The following is a 20,923-nucleotide window of genomic DNA, read 5'->3' as shown; positions in this document are numbered from 1 at the left end:
TCATACTTATACTTTTGTTTTAAGTTGTTACCGGGAATTACTAGTTTATACTTCAGACAAAACAATTAAACCATCAACAATTTAGCAATTAACTTACCCCTTCTGAAAGAGGTCGTGCAACTGGCTCAGCTCCATAATAACCAAGGTCTTCTGCCCACCCGGCGTATAGTTAGGTACCTGGCATGCAAACAGCTTATCTACAAGCGAATTCATTTCCAGATCCGTCATGCGTGCCAGTGAGCGTGAAGCCATGCGTTTGGCCATAGCCCGTGCCAGGTTTTCCCTTTTATCAAGCTTTAAGGTAGCCAAATTGTTTTTATACTGCTCTACCAGTTCTTCCAACAATTCCTTCTCATTGGCAGCGTGCACGTCGGCTGGTATCCCGTTCAATATGATCGTGTTACCTCCGAAGTCCTCGAACTGAAAACCCATCGCCTTAAACTCAGAGGCAAGTTCTTTTACAAGTATGGCATCGGCGGCAGAGAGCTCGATCGTCTGCGGGAATAGCAAAGCCTGCGAGGCTCCGGTTTTCTTTTGCAGCGAGCCAATATATTTTTCGTAAAGTATACGCTCCTGCGCCGCCTGTTGGTCAACGATCATCATTCCGGATTTAACCTGCACCAACAAGTATTTCTGATGTATCTGAATGGCCTTGTTGGCCGAACCCGTTCCCGGAGACTCTACTGCAAAAGCTTCATCCAAAAGGCCCATCCCTGACGAGGCCGCACTTACACGACCTTCCTGTACCGGCTCCTGGCGCATTGGCTCGTATAGCTGCTCCCAGCCCTTAGAGGTTGCCCTTCTGGCCGGGGCAGGCGGCGTAAATCCCGGGAAAGAGGTACTCCCTCCCCCTGCCGATGGTTTACTTTCCGTATCGAACTCGTTAAAACCGCCCTGCAAGCGTATAGGCTGCAAAGGCGCAAAGTTCACATCCCCGTCAAAATCTAACGAAGGCGCAATGTTGTAAGCTCCCAGGGCTTTCTTTACAGCAGCATGCACAATGGCATACACCGTTTTCTCGTCCTCGAACTTGATCTCTGTTTTGGTCGGGTGTACGTTTATATCGATTTTTTCCGGCTCAAGCTCTATGAACAACACATAGAATGGATGGCTGTCTTTGGGTAACAGGCCTTCAAAGGCAGTAGTAACGGCATGGTTCAGGTAACCGCTCTTCACGAAGCGGTTGTTCACGAAGAAGAATTGCTCGCCGCGTGTTTTCTTGGCATGCTCCGGCTTACCCACATAGCCCTTCACTGTCAGGAAAGGCGTGTCCTCTTCGCAATAAGCCATCTGCTCTTTATAGTTGCTGCCAAGTATGCCCACAATGCGCTGGCTAAGTTTGGCAGGCGGCAGGTTAAACACCTCCACGTCGTTATGGTACAGGCTAAAAGCCACGTCTGGGTAGGCCAACGCCACTCTCTGAAACTCATCAAGTATGTGGCGCATCTCCACCGCATTCGACTTCAGGAAATTGCGGCGGGCCGGTACGTTATAAAACAGGTTTTTTACTGCAATAGAGGTACCCTCAGGGGTGGCAACGGGCTCCTGCAACACAACGGCAGAACCTTCTACCAAAAGTTTTGTGCCGGTTTCAGCTCCCTTAGGCTTAGTCTTGAGCTCTACCTGGGCAACAGCGCCGATCGAAGCCATGGCCTCTCCCCTAAAGCCCATCGTCCGGATTCTGAACAGATCCTCGGTGGTACTGATCTTAGAAGTAGCATGGCGCTCAAAACACATACGAGCATCTGTCTCAGACATGCCGATACCGTTGTCTACCAGTTGGATAAGCTGCTTGCCTGCCTCCTTTACGATAAGCTGTATGTTGGTAGCCCTGGCATCAATGGCGTTTTCCAGCAGTTCTTTTACAACGGAGGCTGGCCGCTGCACCACTTCGCCAGCGGCAATCTGGTTGGCAAGAAAATCGGGCAGTAAGTGTATGATGTCGGGCATCCGGTAGTCTGAATATACTTGATTACTATATATTTTTTTCTCTAAATCAGGCTTTTAACAAATTTCGGTAATATTTTTGCTTTTATTTATATGGAAAAACAGAACTTATTAGCACCAAAATTTATTACTAATTTACAGACTGATTTATTAGAGACGTTCTGAAAAATGCTAAAAGGTACGGATGAATGATCGATTTCTTAAAAAAGAAGCCGATTTCTGTATCGGAGAAAGGGCTGGTGGCGTTAGCATAATTACAGGCTGCTACTCTTGGTGCCACGAAAGCTGCAGGCTGGCATTTAGGATTTCGCCTTTCTCTCCGATCAGCTATTAGCCTAAGGCATAACTTTGAATAGTTGCCTGTTTTTCTGAACCGTCTATTGCAAAATTAGGCTTAATTTTAACTTGTTCCAATTAATAAAAAAATAGAAGCAGAGGATGTTGAAGAGTTTTAGCTTAGGGTTATTGATCGTAGTTTTTCTTGGTATGGGGCCGCTGATGTCTTTAAAGTCATCAGACAGCATCGTAGTGAGTACCAGGGAGCAAAGCTGGGTCGATAGCGTTATGGTATCTCTTACTCCCGAGCAACGCATAGGGCAGCTATTTATGGTAGCTGCCTATTCCAATAAAACCGAAAAGCACTTCCGTGAGATAGACACCCTGGTGAGCCGCTATGGTATCGGAGGTGTCATGTTTATGCAGGGAGGCCCGGTGCGCCAGGCAAAACTTACCAACCGCTTTCAGGGCCAGGCCAAGGTGCCCATGCTTATTGCCATGGACGCGGAATGGGGCCTCGGGATGCGCTTGGACAGCACCATGCAGTTTGCGCGCCAGATGACGCTGGGCGCCATGAGCGACGAAAAGTATGTTTACCTGATGGGCCGTGAGATCGCCTTGAAGATGAAGCGCCTGGGGGTGAATGTAAGCTTCTCGCCGGTGCTGGATGTAAACGTGAACGCCAAGAACCCTGTGATCGGAAACCGCTCTTTCGGAGAGTCTAAAGAGGAAGTTACCCGCAGGGGTATTGCCTATATCCGGGGCCTGCAGGACCACGGCGTTGTGGCTGTAGCCAAGCATTTCCCGGGCCACGGCGACACTGACGTGGACTCGCACCACGCCTTGCCAATAGTACCACACGACATGAAGCGCCTGACAGAGGTTGAGCTTTACCCTTTCCATAAATCATTTGAGGCTGGTGTGATGGGTGTTATGGTAGCGCACCTGTACATGCCCAAAATCGACAGCACACGCAATTTGGCCACTACCCTTTCCAAACCGCTTGTAACTGGTTTGCTGCAGGAGAAAATGCGCTACAAAGGTCTTGTGTTTACCGATGCCCTGAACATGAAAGGCGTAAGCAAATATTACAAGCCTGGTGAGGTGGACCTGAAAGCGCTGATGGCAGGAAACGATGTTTTGCTTTTTCCGGAAGATGTTCCGGTGGCAATAAAAAGAATAAAGGCAGCTGTAACAGCCGGACAAATAACACAGGATGAAATTGACCATCATGTGCGCAAAATATTACATACCAAATACTGGGCAGGCTTGAACAATACCAAACCAGTTGCCCTGGAAAACCTGCAGGATGAAATAGAACGCCCTGTTAGCTCTGTAGTGCAGGAGCAACTCTACGACCATGCCGTTACGGTAGTGCAAAACAAAAGCAGCCTGCTGCCTTTTCGCTCCCTGGATACCCTGAATATTGCATCGGTGGCCATTGGTGTAACTGATGTTAACAAATTTCAGGAAACACTCGGGTACTATGCCCCGGTAACCAAGTTCTCTATTTCGGATCGCTTTGCACCCGACTCATCCTTTGCCCGGATCATACCTAAGCTAAAGGACCATAATGTGGTGGTGGTAAGTATCCATAACATGAATTCAACGCCAGCCAAAGACTATGGCATTGGTGTGGGCACAAGAGCCTTTATACAGTACCTGCAGGAGCGCACCGACAAGAGGGTTATAGTTGCTGTAATGGGCAATGCCTATAGCCTGAAATACTTTGAGAACACAAACTGGCTGCTTTGCGGTTACGAAGACAACCCGGTGGCGCAATCGCTGGTGCCGCAGGTGATATTTGGAGCCAGACCGGCAAACGGAAAACTTCCTGTTACGGCCTCCTCTAAGTTTAAGCTCGGCACAGGTGTAGCCACCAGATCGCTGGGCCGTTTAAAGTATGGCGTGCCGGAGAGCGTGGGCATGGACTCCAAAGTGCTGAACCAGATAGACAATATTGCCCGCGAAGCAATTGCCTATGCAGCTACCCCGGGTGCACAAGTACTGGTTGTAAAAGATGGCACTGTAATTTTCAACAAATCTTATGGCTACCATACTTACGACAAGACCAAGCCTGTAACCAACAGCACCGTTTACGATATTGCCTCTATAACCAAAGTGGCGGCTACCTTGCAGGCTATCATGTTCCTGAAAGACCAGGGAAAGATCAACCTCGATGCAAAAGTTTCTGCTTACCTGCCTGAGCTGAAAGGCACTAACAAACAAAACATTGTTGTACGTGATGTACTGGCGCACCAGGCTGGCTTACAAGCAGGTTTACCTGCCTGGCAAACTACGCTTAAATCTGTAGAAACTAAGAAACTGTTCTATGCCAGTCGCCAGAACGACATTTATACCAACGAGGTAGTACCAGGCTTTTACTCCATTAGAAGTATGGAAGACTCGCTATGGACCTGGACGGTAAAATCGAAAATGCTGCCACCGCGCAAAGACGGCAAAGGCTACGAGTATAAGTATAGCGACCTGGACTTTTACGTGCTGAAGCGCTTGGTAGAGCGCATGCTGAACCAGCCACTGGACGAGTTTATGGACCAGAACTTTTATGCGCCGCTTGGCCTGAGCACCATGACCTACAAGCCACTTTTAAAGCACAGGCAGGAAGTAATTGCCCCAACAGAGGACGACAAGTACTTCCGTCATAACCTGCTTTGGGGAAGCGTGCACGACCAGGGCGCGGCCATGATGGGTGGTGTGGCAGGGCATGCAGGCCTGTTCTCTAACGCAAACGACCTGGCCATACTTTTACAAATGAACCTGCAGAACGGTAACTATGGCGGACACAGGTTTTTTAACACGCCGGTGGTGACAGAGTTCTCCAGAAAACAGTTTAAAGACAGCCGCCGTGGCCTGGGTTGGGATAAGCCAGAGCCGGAAAGCGGAGGCCCTACATCCAGCATGGCATCGCAGAGCACCTTTGGCCATACTGGCTTTACCGGTACCGGCGCATGGGTAGACCCGGAGAATAACCTGATCTACATTTTCTTGTCTAACAGGGTTTACCCGGATGCAGGTAATAATAAACTCGTTACCTATAACATCCGGACCCGTATACATGATGTGATATATAAAGCGATAATTCCTAAAACATAAAAGATATTGTGTAGTTTAGCAGGTGCAGCCACTTTATATGGGCTGCACTTGTTATTTACACAGCACGCGCAACTATGAGAATCGGAATAGTTTGTTACCCTACCTTTGGCGGTAGCGGGGTGGTAGCCACAGAGCTTGGCAAAGAACTCGCTCTTAAAGGCCATAAAGTTCACTTTATCACCTACAGCCAGCCTGCCCGCCTCGATGTCTTCAACGAGAACCTCTTTTACCACGAAGTATATATTCCTACTTACCCGCTTTTCCAGTATCCGCCTTATGAGCTGGCGCTGGCCAGCAAAATGGTAGACATCGTACAGTTCGAGAAGCTTGATGTGCTGCACGTGCATTATGCCATACCGCATGCATCAGCCGCCTACATGGCCAAGCAGATTCTGCGCACCAAAGGCATTAATATACCCGTTATCACTACCCTGCATGGCACCGACATCACATTGGTAGGGAAAGATGCCTCCTTTGAGCCGGTGGTAACGTTCAGTATCAATCAGTCGGATGGGGTAACGGCCGTATCGGACAGCCTTCGCACCGAGACATACGAGTACTTCCAGATTGAGAAAGACATTGAGGTAATCCCGAACTTTATCAACCTCGAGAAATTCCGACGCCAGAAAAAAGAGCATTTCCGGATGGCCATTAGCCCCAACAACGAAAAACTAATGGTACATACCTCTAATTTCAGGTCGGTAAAACGCGTGGAAGATGTGATCCATATTTTTGCACAGGTACGCGAGCATATCCCTAGTAAGTTATTATTGGTTGGTGATGGTCCGGAACGTCCTAAAATGGAGAAGCTTTGCCGTGAACTCAAAATCTGCAACGATGTGCGCTTTTTAGGTAAGCTGGATGCCGTTGAGGAAGTATTGTCAATAGCAGACCTGTTCCTGATGCCGTCTGAAAAAGAAAGCTTTGGTTTAGCAGCCTTGGAGGCTATGGCCTGCGAGGTTCCGGTCATTTCTTCTGATGCTGGCGGTATACCGGAGCTAAATATAGACGGTGTAACCGGTTTTACCAGCCCGGTTGGTGCTGTAGGCGAAATGGTACAGAACTCCCTTACCATACTGGACGATGATAATCTGCCACGTTTTAAGGCTAAGGCTTTGGAGAGAGCACAGGATTTCGACATCAGTAAGATCGTACCAAAGTATGAGCAGTTCTACCAGAAAATTATAGATGAGCAGCTGGCTTTGCTCTAATTTTTTCAAGCCTCTTCCGATTTAAACCGTATGTATCCTGATGCATACGGTTTTTTTATACTTATATTTAATCAGAGAACCCCTGTTTATACTTTAAGCCTGCTGCTATGAACAAAGACAAATATTTTATACTTGATTTCGACAGTACCTTTACCAAAGTGGAGGCATTGGATGAGTTGGGGGAAATATCGCTTCGGGATAAACCTGATAAAGATAAGATTCTGCAACAGGTAAAGGAGCTTACCAACAGTGCCATGGACGGGACCGGTTCATTTTCTGAAAGCCTGAACAAAAGACTGCAACTGCTACAGGCCAACCGGCAGCATATACAGGAGCTCATTACTATACTTCAGGATAAAGTATCAGACTCTGTTCATCGTAATAAAGCTTTCTTTGAAGAGTATGCCGACCAAATACTGATCGTATCGAGTGGGTTTAAAGAATTTATCGTGCCCATTGTATCGCCTTATGGTATAAAAGAGGAAAATGTGCACGCCAACACGTTTGAGTTTGATGCGCAGGGCAATATTACAGGCTTCGACAAAAATAACGTATTGTGCCAGGATAAAGGCAAGATAAAGCTACTAGACCAATTGGGTTTGAGCGGTGATGTCTATGTAGTCGGAGACGGCTATACGGACTACGAAATAAAGGAAGCCGGCCTGGCTAACAAGTTCTACGCTTTTACAGAGAATGTGGTCCGCGACAAAGTTGTAGAAAAAGCAGAGCACGTGGCCCCAACACTGGAAGAATTCCTGTATCAGAACAAGCTGCCGATGGTGATCTCTTATCCCAAAAACCGGATCAAAGTATTGCTGCTTGAGAACATACACCCCAACGCTGTAGACCTGTTTAAGGCAGAAGGTTACCAGATCGAAACCATACCCGGGGCATTAAGCGAAGAAGAGCTCTGCGAACGCATAAAGAACGTATCCATACTTGGTATCAGGTCCAAGACGCAGGTAACAGCCAAAGTTTTAGAATGTGCCAATCGCCTGATGAGCATTGGCGCTTTCTGCATCGGTACCAACCAGGTAGACCTGGACGCCTGTCTTAAAGCAGGTATCACAGTCTTTAATGCACCCTTCAGCAATACCCGCAGCGTAGTAGAGTTGGCTTTGGGCGAAATCATTATGCTCTCACGCAGGATCTTCGATAAAAGTATGAAAATGCACCAGGGCGTATGGGATAAGTCTGCTGCGGGTAGCGTAGAAGTGCGCGACAAGAAACTGGGCATAGTGGGTTATGGAAACATTGGTGCGCAGCTTTCTGTGCTGGCCGAGGCCATGGGCATGCAGGTATACTATTATGATGTGGTAGAGAAACTGCAGTTGGGCAATGCCCGAAAATGCGAGTCAATGCACGAGTTGCTACAGTTAGCCGATTTTGTAACGCTGCATGTGGATGGCAGCCCAGGCAACACTAACCTGTTTGGCAAAGCTGAGTTTGATGCCATGAAATCCGGAGCTATTTTTCTGAACCTGAGCCGTGGTCATGTAGTCGAGATTCCGGCACTGGTTGAGGCACTAAAATCCGGGAAACTGGGTGGCGCTGCAGTAGATGTTTTCCCATACGAGCCAGCCACCAACGACGAGCAATTTGTGAACGAACTTCGCGGTTTACCCAACGTTATACTTACCCCGCACATTGGCGGCAGCACCACCGAAGCGCAAGAAAATATAGCACGCTTCGTACCTAACCGGATCATGCAGTACATCAACACCGGCAACACTTACCAAAGCGTGAACTTCCCGAACATACAGCTGCCTGAGCTTAAAGATGCCCATCGCCTTATTCACATTCACGCCAACGTGCCAGGCGTGCTGGCAAATATCAACAATGCGCTGGCAAGCAACGAAGTAAACATACTTGGGCAATACCTTAAAACCAATGAGCAGATCGGCTACGTGATCACCGACATCGACAAAGCGTATGACAAGCAGGTGGTAAGTGAGTTGAAGAAAATCCCGCACACGATCAAGTTCAGGATATTGTACTAAGTGTAACCTGACGGCATAAATAATGGCTGCCCTAATTCAGACAGCACACAATGCATGCATCAACTAAGAAGTCTGGATTATTTCAACTCCCTAGACTCATTAACTCCTAAACTCTTTAACTCCCAAACTCAAAACACCTGCCCTATCTCCTGCTTCACATAGCTGATAGCGCGTGCAGTTGGGTCAGTTTCGGAGGCGAGTACAGTTTCCAAAACTTTCTTTGCCAGATCTGTACCGCGCGCGTCTTCCGGAAGGTCCTTGTATGTTCTGTTGATCAGATTAACCACTTCCTCGCGGGCATGCTTTACCTGTTGCCAGGCCTGCTCCGTCATGTACACCTGCTGCGACATGTTGTGGTTGAATTCACTGCGTATCTCGGCTAGCAACAAACGGTGATACTCTGCGGCAGTTTGCCCAGAAGCGCCTACGCGCAACAGCATGTTGCTTGGCGTAATACGCTCCAGCAGCAGCACAATACGCTCATAGGCTTGCAGCCTGATAGGCAAAACAGTTTCAGAGTTCTTTTTGCGTAACTCCAACAGGCGGATTTTATAGTCGCGCTCAAAGTATTTTTTTACCAGGAAATACATGGCTCCGGCCACGATCAGGGCTGGTAAAGATATTTTAAGTAGGTCTATGATAAAGATGACTGCTTCTTCCATTTCTGTTTACTGGTTTGGCTATAAATATCGTAAAAATTTAATCTAATACACATGAATCATTTATACGCTTTGCCTGTTACCTTTATAGAACATCGCACCACAAGCATAATTAATAAGAATTGTGTAAGTTTGTGGCTACAAATAACGAATAGCTTATACTATGGCAACAGAAACTAAAACTGCACCTATCACTCTAACGGAAAGAGCTTTAGCGGAAGTTAAAAATATACTACAAGAAAAGAATGTACCAGCAGAATACGGTTTGCGCGTTGGTGTGCAGGGCGGTGGCTGTTCTGGTATGTCATACTTGCTGGGCTTTGATAAACCAAAAGATTCTGATGAGATCTTTCATATGGAAGGCGTTGACCTGATCATGGATAAAAAGCACGCGATGTATGTGCTTGGCATGGAGGTTGATTTTCAGGATGGCTTAAATGCCCGTGGTTTTGTGTTCAATAACCCACAGGCTAAGAGCACCTGCGGTTGCGGCAGCTCTTTCTCAGCATAAAAAACACCTTCTTTCTCTTTAGAAAGGCAAAGCCTGGCAGTATTGCCGGGCTTTGTTATTTTAGACCGGTGATTAAGGGGATTAAATGGATTTTTAAGTTTTTCTTTTTAACAGGTTCAACTTCCCCTGCTACTCGCGAATCAAGTCCGGGATTATTGCTTAGCCGAGGAGAGGCGTTTCAGCATACGATTAACACACCCCTTAACCCCTCTCAAGAGGGGAATCTCTGCCTTTAATGTAGCGAAGTATAAGTTTTATTGCGGACGCCATTCATCGGACAGGTAATGACCCAATGCCGCCAACTTAAGAATTTTGTACAGCTGATTCGGACATCCTTGTCCGAATCTTTTTCTGCTGTGGACTTCCTAGTCCGCGCATTACAGTAACACGGGGATTAGGAAATCCCCGTCAGAAAGCTTCCGGACTGAGAAGTCCGAAAGAGCATTTTCCTTAAGTTGACGGCATTGGGTCACGACCTGTCCCTACAAATCGGGATTTATACTTTGCTTCATAGTAGCAACAGCCGCTGAATAAAAAGTGTCGATCCCAGCCTTTGGGTGGGGGAAGGGGCCCTCGATAAAGAGCGCCTTGTAGCTGTTGCGGTGCTGAGCGAAGCGAGGCAGCCAAAGCAGAGCGGAGGCAGCTTCAGATACACAGCGCGATGCCCGAAGGCGAGGCCCCGCGGCCTTGAGCGCACCAAAGTTAGATGTAGAACAATAAAATGATTAAGACTTGGGATTAGAATAAACTAGATAAAAAGGCAGAGAAATGGCAGCATAGTTCATGGCAGTTGCAATAGCAGTCAGAAACCGAGGTTTAGCTTGGAAGGTAAAACCTTACCCTACCCTATACTTCGCAAAACCTCGCAATAGGCCTGTACCAGAAGTATAACATGATAACAAGAAACAGTAAGTTATACCTCTTAAACTCTCCAACTCTTAAACTTCCAAACTCCTAATACGTTCTCGTCATACTTGACGGTACTACAAGTATAAAATCGGCTTTACCTTTGTGCTCATCCGAAAGTTTATCCAGGTCGTCCTGCTGCACAGTGGTGATGGTCTTTGCTTTGAGAGCAGGGCGGGCCTGCTTTAGGTACCAGCCGATGCCTTCGAAATTATCGGAGTGGTAAGCACCGTTAAAGTGCAGTACTTTTTTGCCATTGCTTAACTGGCCAAGTATAAAATGCGCCATGGTGGCGTCTTTTAAAGCCTGGGCCTGCACAATATTTTTTGCCTTTGAGTTACTGTGGGCACTGCTTCCGAACATAGCCAGCATGTTTTTATAACCCGGCAACTCTGCATCAACCGAAATTGGCAAGGGGGCCATGTATCTTTTGGCATCAGCGCTCAGGTTATCCAGTGCGGTAAGGCTTCCGGCTGCTACAGCGGCAGCATAACGGCGTGGCACGTTGGTAGCTGCAAAAATCAGGTTATTGTCTTTGGCATAGCGCACCAAGGGCTTGTAGTCTGTTTTATAGTTTGTCCAGATGCGCGATTCCTGCTCAAAATTATTTTCTGGTATCAACCCTGACAGGTATTCATTCAGCACAAGCTGCACGTCAGCCTCAAACATCTCGGCACCCAGCGCCAGATTCAGGCTATGCTTTTTATGCAGGTCCTTTGCTACCTCCAGCTGCAGCCAGTGAGCAATCGGGTCGTTGTGCTGCTCTCCGAACAACACTACCTCAGCCTCTTCCAGATCTTCCAGCATTTTGCCATACTTTATACTTTTGCCACTCTTCGTGTAAAGCTGGTAAGCAGGCTTATCTTTATTTTGAGCAGAAACAGTTAAGGCAGTCATGATCAGGGCAAGGACAAGTGTAGGTATAATCTTTTTCATCAAAGTATAGTTTATACTTCAAGATACAAAAAAGCCGGTACTCTTTGCACCGGCTTTACACTTTTGCTTATATTCTATAAAACAGCCATTTCGAGAGCTCCCGGTAATTTATCTTTTTACCATACATCAGAATTCCCACCCTGTAAATGCGGGCAGCTATCCAGGTGGTAAAAATAAATCCGAGTACCAGCAGCGCCATCGAGAGCAGCAACTCCCAGGCAGGCACGCCAAAAGGCACACGCACCATCATCACTATCGGCGAGGTTAACGGGATAATCGACATCCAGAAAGCCACCGGTCCATCAGGGTTCTTCAGCACCAAAGTATAAGACATGATAAAGGAGATGATCAGCGGAATAGTGATTGGGAACATGAACTGCTGCGTGTCGGTTTCGTTGTCTACGGCGGCGCCTATGGCCCCGAAAAGCGAACCATACAACAGGTAGCCACCCAGAAAATAGAACAGGAAGCACCCAAGTATTAGCGGGAAGTTAAGGTTAGAGATAGCAGCCATACTTTCGCTTACTACCTTTGCCGCTTTGCCGTCTTCCTGTGCCTTTTCGTCGCTATCAGCATCCAGGTCCTCACCCAAGGCTGCCTCGCGGCCACTTGCCATTTGCTCTATTGGCGTTGGTGGCGGCTTTACGCCAAACAACGACTGCACCCCTCCTACCACAAACAAAGAAAGTATGATCCAGAGCAGGAACTGTGTAAGCCCAACCGCTGCTATACCCACTACTTTTCCCATCATCAGCTGGAAAGGTTTTACAGAAGATATGATCACCTCTATAATGCGGTTCGTTTTCTCCTCTATCACACCGCGCATGATCTGCACCCCATACATGAATATGAAAAAGTAGATGATAACCGCACCAGCCACACCAGCAATAGAGTTGGCAATGACGCTGCTATCCTTCTCCCCCTCATCGCTTATATTGATGGTTGTAAGCGAGATGTCGGCCTTGATTTTTTCCAGCGTGGCACGGTCCATACCCGAGGCTATAAAACGCTGGTTCTCCACTTCTTTTTCCAGCGCATTCTCCAACCTTACTTTGGTTTGCAGGCTGGCACTCTTTTTTGAGTAAATAACCACGCCTTCCGGGTCCTGAATGGTAAAATCCTTCGGGATGTAAAGCAGTGCTGTGTTGTCTGTTTCCTGGTACACTGTTTTGGCCTGCTCAAGCGAGCCGGCCAGCGGTATAAACTTAAGGTCTTTTTTGTCTTCCAGTTTATTGGCAAACATACCGGTTTCGTCCAGCACCATCACGGTTTCGGCACTATCCGAAATTGTAACCAGCCAGGCAGGCACGATCATGAAGGCAGCCAGCAAGAGCGGCGTAAGCAACGTCATGATAATGAAGCTTTTCTTGCGCACACGGGTCAGGTACTCACGCTGAATGATTAGCCAGATTTTATGCATGGTGGGTTTCCTTTACTTTTCTGATGAAGATATCGTTTATACTTGGCACCAACTCAATGAACGAGTGCACCTCTACCCGCTGTATAAGGTAGGCCAGCAAATCGTTGGGCTTGGTGTTGTTAAGCAGCTTAATATTTGCCCTGAAGATACCATGGCTGTCATGTTGCTCCAGCACTTCAAAATCCGGGGAGGTTATCAGCAGGTTACCGTTACCAATTACCTGGAAGGTGTCGGTTTTGTATGCGTCTTTTATCTCTTTTACAGGCCCGTCCAGCACTTTACGCGACCGGTTAATCAGGGCAATGTAATCGCAAAGCTCTTCTACAGATTCCATGCGGTGCGTTGAGAAGATAATGGAGGCACCCCGGCTGCGCAGTCTTAGTATTTCATCTTTGATCAGGTTGGCATTGATGGGGTCAAAACCCGAGAAAGGCTCATCAAGTATGATCAGGGCCGGCTCGTGCATAACCGTGGCTATGAACTGCACCTTCTGCTGCATGCCTTTCGAGAGGTCTTCTATATTCTTATCCAGCCACTCCCGAATCTCGAACCGGTCTATCCAATCCTTAATTCGTGCCTTTGCTTCCGGCTTGCTAAGCCCTTTTAGCTGCGCCAGGTATAAAAGCTGCTCACCAACTTTCATTTTCTTATAAAGACCCCGTTCTTCAGGCAGGTAACCAATTTCTTTGATATGGTCAGGCTTCAGACGCTCTCCCTTAAAGTATACCGCACCACTGTCGGCTCCGGTAATTTGGGTGATAATGCGAATAAGGGAGGTTTTACCGGCACCGTTCGGACCCAACAGGCCAAAAATGCAGCCGCTCGGAATCTCGAAGCTCACATTGTCGAGGGCAGTATGATTGCTGTAGCGCTTTGTAACGCCATCAATTTTAAGGATGCTCAACGTTGGATTGTTATTGATTTACTCAAATATAGCTTTATACTATGTTTAGGACAAGTTTAACTTAAGTATGGTTAAGCTAATCTCGACTAAGCTGCATATACGCCGGATGAATAAGAAAGTATAGCAGATTAATCCATCGCAAAGAAAAGAGCCGCCTCCCCAGGGGAAAGCGGCTCTTTGTTTTTAGTTAGTTTCAGCCTTTGTTATTGAAAGTAGTCTTTTACTTTCTCGAAAAAGCCTTTTTCGTTCTTGCCCGGGTGCGGTGCAAAGTTGCTGGACTCGCGCAGGCCTTCCAGCACGGCACGCTCATCGCTGCTCAGCGATTTCGGCGTCCACACATTCACGTGGATCAGCTGATCGCCGGTTCCGTAGCCGTTTATGTCTTTTATGCCTTTGCCACGCAGCCTGAAGATCTCTCCGCTTTGTGTGCCTGGCTTAATGTTGATCTTTACCTTGCCTGTAATGGTTGGCACCTCGATCTCAGCGCCTAAAGCGGCATCCACAAAACTGATGTACTGATCGTAGATCACGTTATTGCCATCGCGCTTCAGGGTTGGGTGCTGCTCCTCTTCTATTTGGATAAGCAAATCGCCTGGCACACCGCCACGCTCTGGCACGTTGCCCTTGCCGCTCATAGACAGCTGCATGCCATCCATTACGCCAGCAGGCACGTTTATCGTGATCACCTCTTCCTGTAGCTCTCTGCCGCTGCCGTGGCAAGCCTCGCAATTGTGCATTACAATGCGGCCTTCGCCGTTACAGGTAGGGCAGGTTGCCGTAGAAACCATCTGGCCCAGCATGGTATTTACCACCTTGCGTACCTGACCAGAACCCTGGCACTGGCCGCAGGTCTGCATGTCGGTACCGTTTTTGGCACCGTTGCCGCCACAGGTGCCGCACGCTACATAACGTTTTACCTTGATCTTTTTCTCAACACCGTTGGCTACCTCTTCCAGGTTTAGCTTAAGCTTAATGCGTAGGTTAGAGCCTTTACGGGTACGGCGTCCGCCGCCACTGGTACGTCCGCCTCCGAAGAAGCTCTCGAACGGACTGCCACCGCCAAATATGTCGCCGAACTGCGAGAAGATGTCGTCCATGTTCATGCCACCGCCGCCGAAGCCGCCATTTACGCCCTGATGACCAAACTGGTCGTAGCGCTGACGTTTTTGCTGGTCGCTTAACACTTCGTAGGCCTCTGCAGCCTCTTTAAACTTCTCTTCTGCGGTATGGTCGTTCGGGTTCTTGTCCGGGTGATATTTGATGGCCAGTTTACGGTAAGCCTTCTTAATCTCATCCTGACCTGCACTTTTGCTTACCCCTAAAACCTCGTAATAATCTCTCTTAGCCATTGCTTACGCTCCAATTATAACTTTTGCGAAACGGATTACCTTGTCGTTCAAAGTATAACCTTTCTCAATTACATCAACAATTTTGCCTTTCAGCTCTTCAGACGGAGCCGGGATCTGGGTCACAGCCTCGTGCATATCCGAGTCAAAGTCGTCACCTGCCTGGATCAGCATTGGCTTAAGGCCTTTTTGCTGCGTAACGTGCTTCAGTTTATGGAACACCAGCTCCAGGCCCTGCAGCATTGCGTCTACATCCTTGGTAGCCTCCATCGACTGGCGCGCACGCTCCATATCGTCCAGCACAGGTAACAGTTCCACCATCACATCCTGAGAGGCTGTCTTCAGCAAGTCCTGGCGCTCTTTGGCAGTTCTGCGTCTGAAGTTCTCAAACTCTGCCATCAGGCGCATAAATTTGTCTTTCATCTCGGCCAGTTCAGTGGCGGTAGTACCCTCCTGCGCTGTCTCAGTTGTTTCTTCCTGGTTCTGCTCTTCTTCCTGTCCGTTCTCTTCCGTATTGACAGGCTGATCCTGAAGTTCTTCGTTCTCCTGTGCTTTCTTAGTATCTTTATCTGACATAATGCCTTAAAAAAGTTAGGTTGTTAAGTCTAATTTGTCTTGTCAATTAACTTGCCAAACAGCCGTATGTGCCAGAATGGCACAGCTTAATTTTGAATGAGTGAATGAGTGGTTGAGTGAATGCCTCTCCTTTTTTGTCATCCTGCTAAGGATCTTGGTAGAAGGGAGGTTAAGCAAGAGCTACAAGTATAATCTGTATTAATTTAATTTTATTCATTCAATCACTCATTCGCTAATTCACTCATTGTTCTGCGCCGCAGGCGCTTCAAAAAAAATCGGTAGCAAGCTTTGCAGCCCCTACCGATCTGTGTTATTGCTAAATCCGGGCTTAGCTGTTCAGTGCTTCCCAGATCAGGTCTTTCAGTTTTGTAATGTTCTTGCCAGTTATACTTGAGATGAAAACTGTTGGCAACCCTTCCGGCAATGTTTTGCGCATCTCTTCTTCCAGCTCCTCATCCAGCATATCGGATTTGGTTACGGCAAGTATGCGCTTTTTGTCCAGCAGTTCAGGGTTGTATGTCTCCAGCTCGTTTAGCAGAACTTTATACTCCTCGGCTATGTCGGCACTCTCACAGGAAACCATAAACAGCAGCATGGAGTTCCGTTCGATGTGGCGCAGGAAGCGTAATCCCAGGCCTTTACCTTCCGAGGCACCCTCTATGATACCTGGTATGTCGGCCATCACAAACGATTTGTAATCGCGGTAGGCCACAACGCCAAGGTTAGGCTCCAGGGTAGTAAAAGGATAGTTGGCAATTTTAGGCTTTGCAGCCGACATTACTGACAGCAACGTAGACTTACCGGCATTTGGGAAACCCACCAGGCCAACATCTGCCAGAAGCTTTAACTCCAGGATCACCCACTCCTCTATACCAGGCTCGCCTGGCTGGGCATAGCGCGGTGTCTGGTTTGTAGGCGATTTAAAGTGCGCGTTGCCTAAGCCTCCGCGACCACCGGGTGTAAGTATGATTTCCTGGCCGTCTTCTGTGATCTCGCACATCAGTTCGCCGGTCTCGGCGTTGCGGGCAATTGTGCCTAAAGGCACTTCCAGTACCTCGTCGTGGCCTTGCGCGCCCGTGGAGTGGCTGGGCCCTCCGTTATGGCCGTTCTCAGCAATAATGTGCTTGCGGTACTGCAGGTGCAGCAGGGTCCAGAGTTGGGAGTTACCCCGAAGTATGATGTGCCCACCACGGCCTCCGTCGCCCCCATCAGGGCCACCTTTCGCCGTTTTCTTGTCACGGTGCAAGTGGGCTGAGCCACCGCCGCCATGTCCAGATCGTGAGCAGATCTTAACGTAATCTATAAAGTTGCTTTGAGCCAATTCGGGTAAGCGTAAGTATGCTTATTTCTTCTCTTCTTGTTTTTCTTTCAGGCTGTCGATCTTCTCGCACAGTGCCTGGAAAATCTCATCAATCTCTCCGATGCCTTCAACTGCACAGTACTTGCCCTGGCCTTCGTAGTAATCTGCCACCGGACGTGTTTTGGTGTTGTACTCCTCTACACGCTTGCGGATCAGTTCCTCGTTCTGGTCATCCGGACGGCCTGAAGTCTGGCCACGAAGCAGAAGGCGTTTCGTCAGTTCCTCGTCGTCTACTTTCAAGGCAATCATGCACGAAATCTCAGTGCCATTGTCCTGCAGCAGTTTGTCCAGGCCCTGGGCCTGCGGCACTGTTCTCGGGAAACCGTCGAAGATAAAGCCGGCAGCATGGCGATGCTCCTTTACTTTATTTTCGATCATACCGATCACAACCTCATCCGGAACAAGTATCCCGTTATCCATCAGCTTTTTGGCTTCCAGACCCAGCTCGGTGCCGGCCGCGATCTCAGAACGAAGCAAATCGCCTGTGGAAAGGTGTATCAGGTTGTATTTATCTATCAGTTTTTGACTCTGGGTACCTTTTCCGGCTCCTGGAGGACCAAACAATACGATGTTAAGCATATCTTATAGCTAAATAAAAGACAAAGGTAAGTATAAAAATCTTGTAAGTCTATTTTTGATGTTGGCAAAGCCGCTCATACTTAAAGGCCTGCTAACGAAAAAAGCCCTTAACTGGGTTACGATACAATTTTATAAATATCGCGCAGGTTACGCCCAAGGCCGTTATAATCCAGGCCATAGCCTACCACAAAATCGTTCGGGATAGAGATAGCCGCATACTTGATGTCCAGTGGGTGCTGCAGGCAGTCTGGTTTAATAAGCAAAGTAGCCACCTCTACCGATGCCGGTTTCTTTTCGCTTAGCTGCCCAAGCAAGTTGTGTACTGTATGTCCGGTGTCCACGATATCCTCCAATACGACTACATGCCTGTGCTCCAGATCCTCGGTAAGCCCGAGCACTTCTTTCACATTACCTGTGCTGGCCATGTCCTGGTAAGACGAAAGGCGGATAAATGATACCTCGCAAGGTATACTTACACGCTTCAGCAGGTCGGCAGCAAACATGAAGGAGCCATTTAAAACTGCCAGAAAAAGCGGCTGCTTGTTAGCATAGTCCTTGTCCAGCTGCTCTGCAAGCATGGTTATACGGGCAATGATCTCTTCTTCGCAAATGTATGATTTGAATTCACAGTCGTGCAGCTGTACGTGTCTCGGGTCCATGGAGGTAAATTATTTTGCCTAGACAAAGGTAAGTATAAATAAAAAATAAGCCCAACGCTAAGGTTGGGCTTATGCAATTTTAAACAGCTAAAATTTAATTTTTAAGGGCAATATGGCTTAGAACCACTGTATTATCCTTATTAATTTCCGCTTTTCCTGTTTCCGGAGATAGCTTTTCGTCCTCCAGGTTTATCACATCCAGGTCAATCGGGGCCTCCGGTATGGCCGGCTCACGCTCCAGAGCGATGTGTGGTGCAATAACCAGCGACATGATGGACATCAGCTTAATAAGGATGTTCATACTTGGGCCAGACGTATCTTTGAATGGGTCGCCTACAGTATCGCCGGTTACGGAAGCCTTGTGCGGCTCTGAGCCTTTATACTCTATTACCCCGTTTATCTCCACGCCTTTCTCAAACGACTTTTTGGCATTATCCCATGCGCCACCAGCGTTTGACTGGAACATGGCCATCAGTACACCAGAAACGGTTACACCTGCCAGCAAACCGCCTAATATCTCAGCAGATGAAGTATCTGGGAACACGCCTTTAAAGCCAAAGCCAACAATTAATGGCACGATAAGAGCAATAGCACCCGGCAGCATCATCTCACGGATGGCGGCTTTTGTTGAGATTGCCACGCACTTCTCATATTCTGGTTGGCCAGTACCCTCCATTATACCCGGAATCTCGCGGAACTGGCGGCGCACCTCATGCACCATGGCCATCGCCGCCCTGCCTACCGCCGAAATGGCAAGTGCAGAGAAGATAAACGGAATCATGGCACCGATAAACAAACCTGCCAGAACAGGGGCTTTATAAAGGTCTATACTTGGGATGCCGGCTATACCTACGAAAGCAGCAAAAAGAGCAAGTGAGGTAAGAGCAGCAGAGGCAATAGCAAATCCTTTACCAGTAGCGGCGGTTGTGTTACCAACGGCGTCCAGGATATCAGTTCGACCACGCACTTCTTTAGGCAACTCACTCATCTCGGCAATACCACCGGCATTATCGGCAATCGGACCAAATGCATCAATTGCCAACTGCATGGCGGTTGTCGCCATCATACCTGCGGCTGCAATGGCCACACCGTATAAACCAGCAGCAGCATAAGAGAGTACGATACCGGCAGCCAGTACAAGTATAGGCATTACCGTAGAGTGCATACCCACAGCCAAGCCGGCTATGATATTGGTAGCATGCCCCGTAGAAGACTGCTGCACGATGGAGTTGACAGGTTTTTTGCCCATTGCCGTGTAGTACTCCGTGATGATACTCATTAAAGTACCTACCACCAGGCCAACCACTACGGCCATAAACACGCCATCGTTAGTAAACTCAAAATTACGCAGCACCAGGTTCTCTGGCAGCAACCACTGAATTACAAAGAATGAGGCAATAGCCGTAAGTATAACTGATATCCAGTTTCCTCGGTTAAGCGCAGCCTGCACATCACCACCTTCGCTTACGCGCACAAACAGCATTCCGATCAGGGAGAACACGATACCAAGACCCGCAGTGAGCATGGGAAGTATGATCGGGGACAAGCCACCAAAATTATCTTGAGCAACTACTTCGCGCCCGAGCACCATGGTTGCAAGTATGGTAGCCACATAAGAGCCGAAAAGGTCGGCACCCATACCAGCCACGTCACCTACGTTGTCGCCTACGTTGTCAGCAATAGTGGCAGGGTTACGCGGGTCGTCTTCCGGAATACCAGCTTCCACTTTACCCACAAGGTCAGCGCCAACATCGGCAGCTTTGGTGTAGATACCACCACCAACTCGCGCAAAAAGGGCTATACTTTCAGCACCAAGCGAGAAACCGGTAAGCACCTCCAGGGCAATTTCCATTTCTACGCCATTAACATCTCCCCCTACACTTACCACAAACATGTAATAGAAAAGTATAAACAGCGACCCCAGGCCAAGTACAGCCAGACCAGCCACGCCCATACCCATTACCGAACCTCCGGCAAATGATACATTCAGAGCTTTAGAAAGGCTGGTACGGGCAGCTTCGGCGGTGCGCACGTTGGCTTTGGTTGCGATACGCATCCCGATAAAACCGGCCAAAGCTGAAAAAGTGGCCCCAATCAAAAAGGCCCCAACAATAAGCGGGTGCGATTTTTCGCCTGTAAGCCCCAGGTAAGCTAGGAAAATGGAGGCGATAACAGCAAAATACGCGAGTACTTTATACTCGGCTTTCAGGAAGGCCATAGCGCCATCGGCGATGTGACGTGCAATACTGCTCATGCGCTCGTTGCCAGCTGGCTGCTTTGCTACCCATGCAGACCTTATCCAGGTGTAGAGCAGGGCTGCAAGTCCCAATGCAGGAATTGCGTAAAGAATAGGTTCCATTCAAAAAATTTAAGGTTAGAGAATATAGGTGTATAACAAATAAAGAAAAGATATAATATAGATATTTCCAAATGTAATTATCGCTTTCAGGCTGACACTTAACATTATTTGCATAATAAAAGGTGAAAGTGCAGCTGCCAGGTACAAAAAAATGGGCCGC

Annotated in this window: 15 protein-coding genes; 4 read left to right on the top strand and 11 right to left on the bottom strand. The window is 48.1% G+C overall.

What is annotated here, in order from left to right; genetic code table 11:
• Window positions 1-93: 93 nt before the first annotated feature.
• On the bottom strand, window positions 94-1,950 hold the full coding sequence (mutL, locus tag AC4BAP_RS12045) for a DNA mismatch repair endonuclease MutL (RefSeq protein WP_490582903.1): 1,857 nt from the start codon (window positions 1,948-1,950) through the stop codon (window positions 94-96).
• Between the two features lie 462 nt (window positions 1,951-2,412).
• On the opposite strand from mutL, the gene AC4BAP_RS12040 reads away from it, so the two are divergent.
• The 3 genes from AC4BAP_RS12040 to serA all read left to right on the top strand — a co-directional run bounded on the left by AC4BAP_RS12040 (window position 2,413) and on the right by serA (window position 8,548).
• Window positions 2,413-5,337 carry a serine hydrolase domain-containing protein gene (locus AC4BAP_RS12040; protein WP_490582902.1) on the top strand — a complete coding sequence of 975 codons (2,925 nt, stop codon included), beginning with the start codon at window positions 2,413-2,415 and terminating at the stop codon, window positions 5,335-5,337.
• A 74-nt stretch (window positions 5,338-5,411) separates the two neighbouring features.
• Complete coding sequence (gene bshA, locus AC4BAP_RS12035; protein WP_490582901.1) at window positions 5,412-6,548, top strand: N-acetyl-alpha-D-glucosaminyl L-malate synthase BshA; 1,137 nt, start codon at window positions 5,412-5,414, stop codon at window positions 6,546-6,548.
• A gap of 107 nt (window positions 6,549-6,655) precedes the next feature.
• A complete protein-coding gene (serA, locus tag AC4BAP_RS12030) occupies window positions 6,656-8,548 on the top strand; it encodes a phosphoglycerate dehydrogenase (protein WP_490582900.1) in 1,893 nt (630 codons plus the stop codon).
• Between the two features lie 128 nt (window positions 8,549-8,676).
• Here serA and AC4BAP_RS12025 read toward each other — a convergent pair whose 3' ends face one another.
• On the bottom strand, window positions 8,677-9,210 hold the full coding sequence (locus tag AC4BAP_RS12025; protein ID WP_490582899.1) for a DUF7935 family protein: 534 nt from the start codon (window positions 9,208-9,210) through the stop codon (window positions 8,677-8,679).
• Window positions 9,211-9,370: 160 nt separating this feature from the next.
• On the opposite strand from AC4BAP_RS12025, the gene AC4BAP_RS12020 reads away from it, so the two are divergent.
• Window positions 9,371-9,718 carry a HesB/IscA family protein gene (locus AC4BAP_RS12020; RefSeq protein ID WP_490582898.1) on the top strand — a complete coding sequence of 116 codons (348 nt, stop codon included), beginning with the start codon at window positions 9,371-9,373 and terminating at the stop codon, window positions 9,716-9,718.
• Window positions 9,719-10,672: 954 nt separating this feature from the next.
• Here the strand turns inward: AC4BAP_RS12020 and AC4BAP_RS12015 are convergent.
• The 9 genes from AC4BAP_RS12015 to AC4BAP_RS11975 form a co-directional block, all read right to left on the bottom strand.
• Window positions 10,673-11,560: a ChaN family lipoprotein gene (locus AC4BAP_RS12015; RefSeq protein WP_490582897.1), complete on the bottom strand. Its 888-nt coding sequence runs from the start codon at window positions 11,558-11,560 to the stop codon at window positions 10,673-10,675.
• 67 nt (window positions 11,561-11,627) lie between these two features.
• Window positions 11,628-12,980, bottom strand: a complete 1,353-nt coding sequence (locus tag AC4BAP_RS12010; protein ID WP_490582896.1) for an ABC transporter permease — start codon at window positions 12,978-12,980, stop codon at window positions 11,628-11,630.
• Window positions 12,973-13,884: an ABC transporter ATP-binding protein gene (locus AC4BAP_RS12005; protein WP_490582895.1), complete on the bottom strand. Its 912-nt coding sequence runs from the start codon at window positions 13,882-13,884 to the stop codon at window positions 12,973-12,975. The genes AC4BAP_RS12010 and AC4BAP_RS12005 overlap by 8 nt, the downstream gene beginning before the upstream one ends.
• A 203-nt stretch (window positions 13,885-14,087) precedes the next feature.
• Entirely contained in the window at window positions 14,088-15,233 is a 1,146-nt protein-coding gene (gene dnaJ, locus AC4BAP_RS12000) for a molecular chaperone DnaJ (RefSeq protein WP_490582894.1), read from the bottom strand.
• A gap of 3 nt (window positions 15,234-15,236) precedes the next feature.
• A complete protein-coding gene (locus AC4BAP_RS11995) occupies window positions 15,237-15,806 on the bottom strand; it encodes a nucleotide exchange factor GrpE (protein WP_490582893.1) in 570 nt (189 codons plus the stop codon).
• Window positions 15,807-16,134: 328 nt separating this feature from the next.
• Complete coding sequence (obgE, locus tag AC4BAP_RS11990; RefSeq protein WP_490582892.1) at window positions 16,135-17,127, bottom strand: GTPase ObgE; 993 nt, start codon at window positions 17,125-17,127, stop codon at window positions 16,135-16,137.
• 21 nt (window positions 17,128-17,148) lie between these two features.
• Window positions 17,149-17,745: an adenylate kinase gene (locus tag AC4BAP_RS11985; protein ID WP_490582891.1), complete on the bottom strand. Its 597-nt coding sequence runs from the start codon at window positions 17,743-17,745 to the stop codon at window positions 17,149-17,151.
• Window positions 17,746-17,861: 116 nt separating this feature from the next.
• Window positions 17,862-18,404 (bottom strand): hypoxanthine phosphoribosyltransferase, encoded by a 543-nt coding sequence (hpt, locus tag AC4BAP_RS11980; protein WP_490582890.1) that lies wholly within the window; start codon window positions 18,402-18,404, stop codon window positions 17,862-17,864.
• A gap of 94 nt (window positions 18,405-18,498) precedes the next feature.
• A complete protein-coding gene (locus AC4BAP_RS11975) occupies window positions 18,499-20,763 on the bottom strand; it encodes a sodium-translocating pyrophosphatase (protein ID WP_490582889.1) in 2,265 nt (754 codons plus the stop codon).
• Window positions 20,764-20,923: the final 160 nt, after the last annotated feature.

This window comes from Pontibacter sp. GD7 (assembly GCF_058216375.1).
Note: the sequence above shows the minus strand (reverse complement) of the source record. Positions and strands in the feature narration are given on the sequence as shown.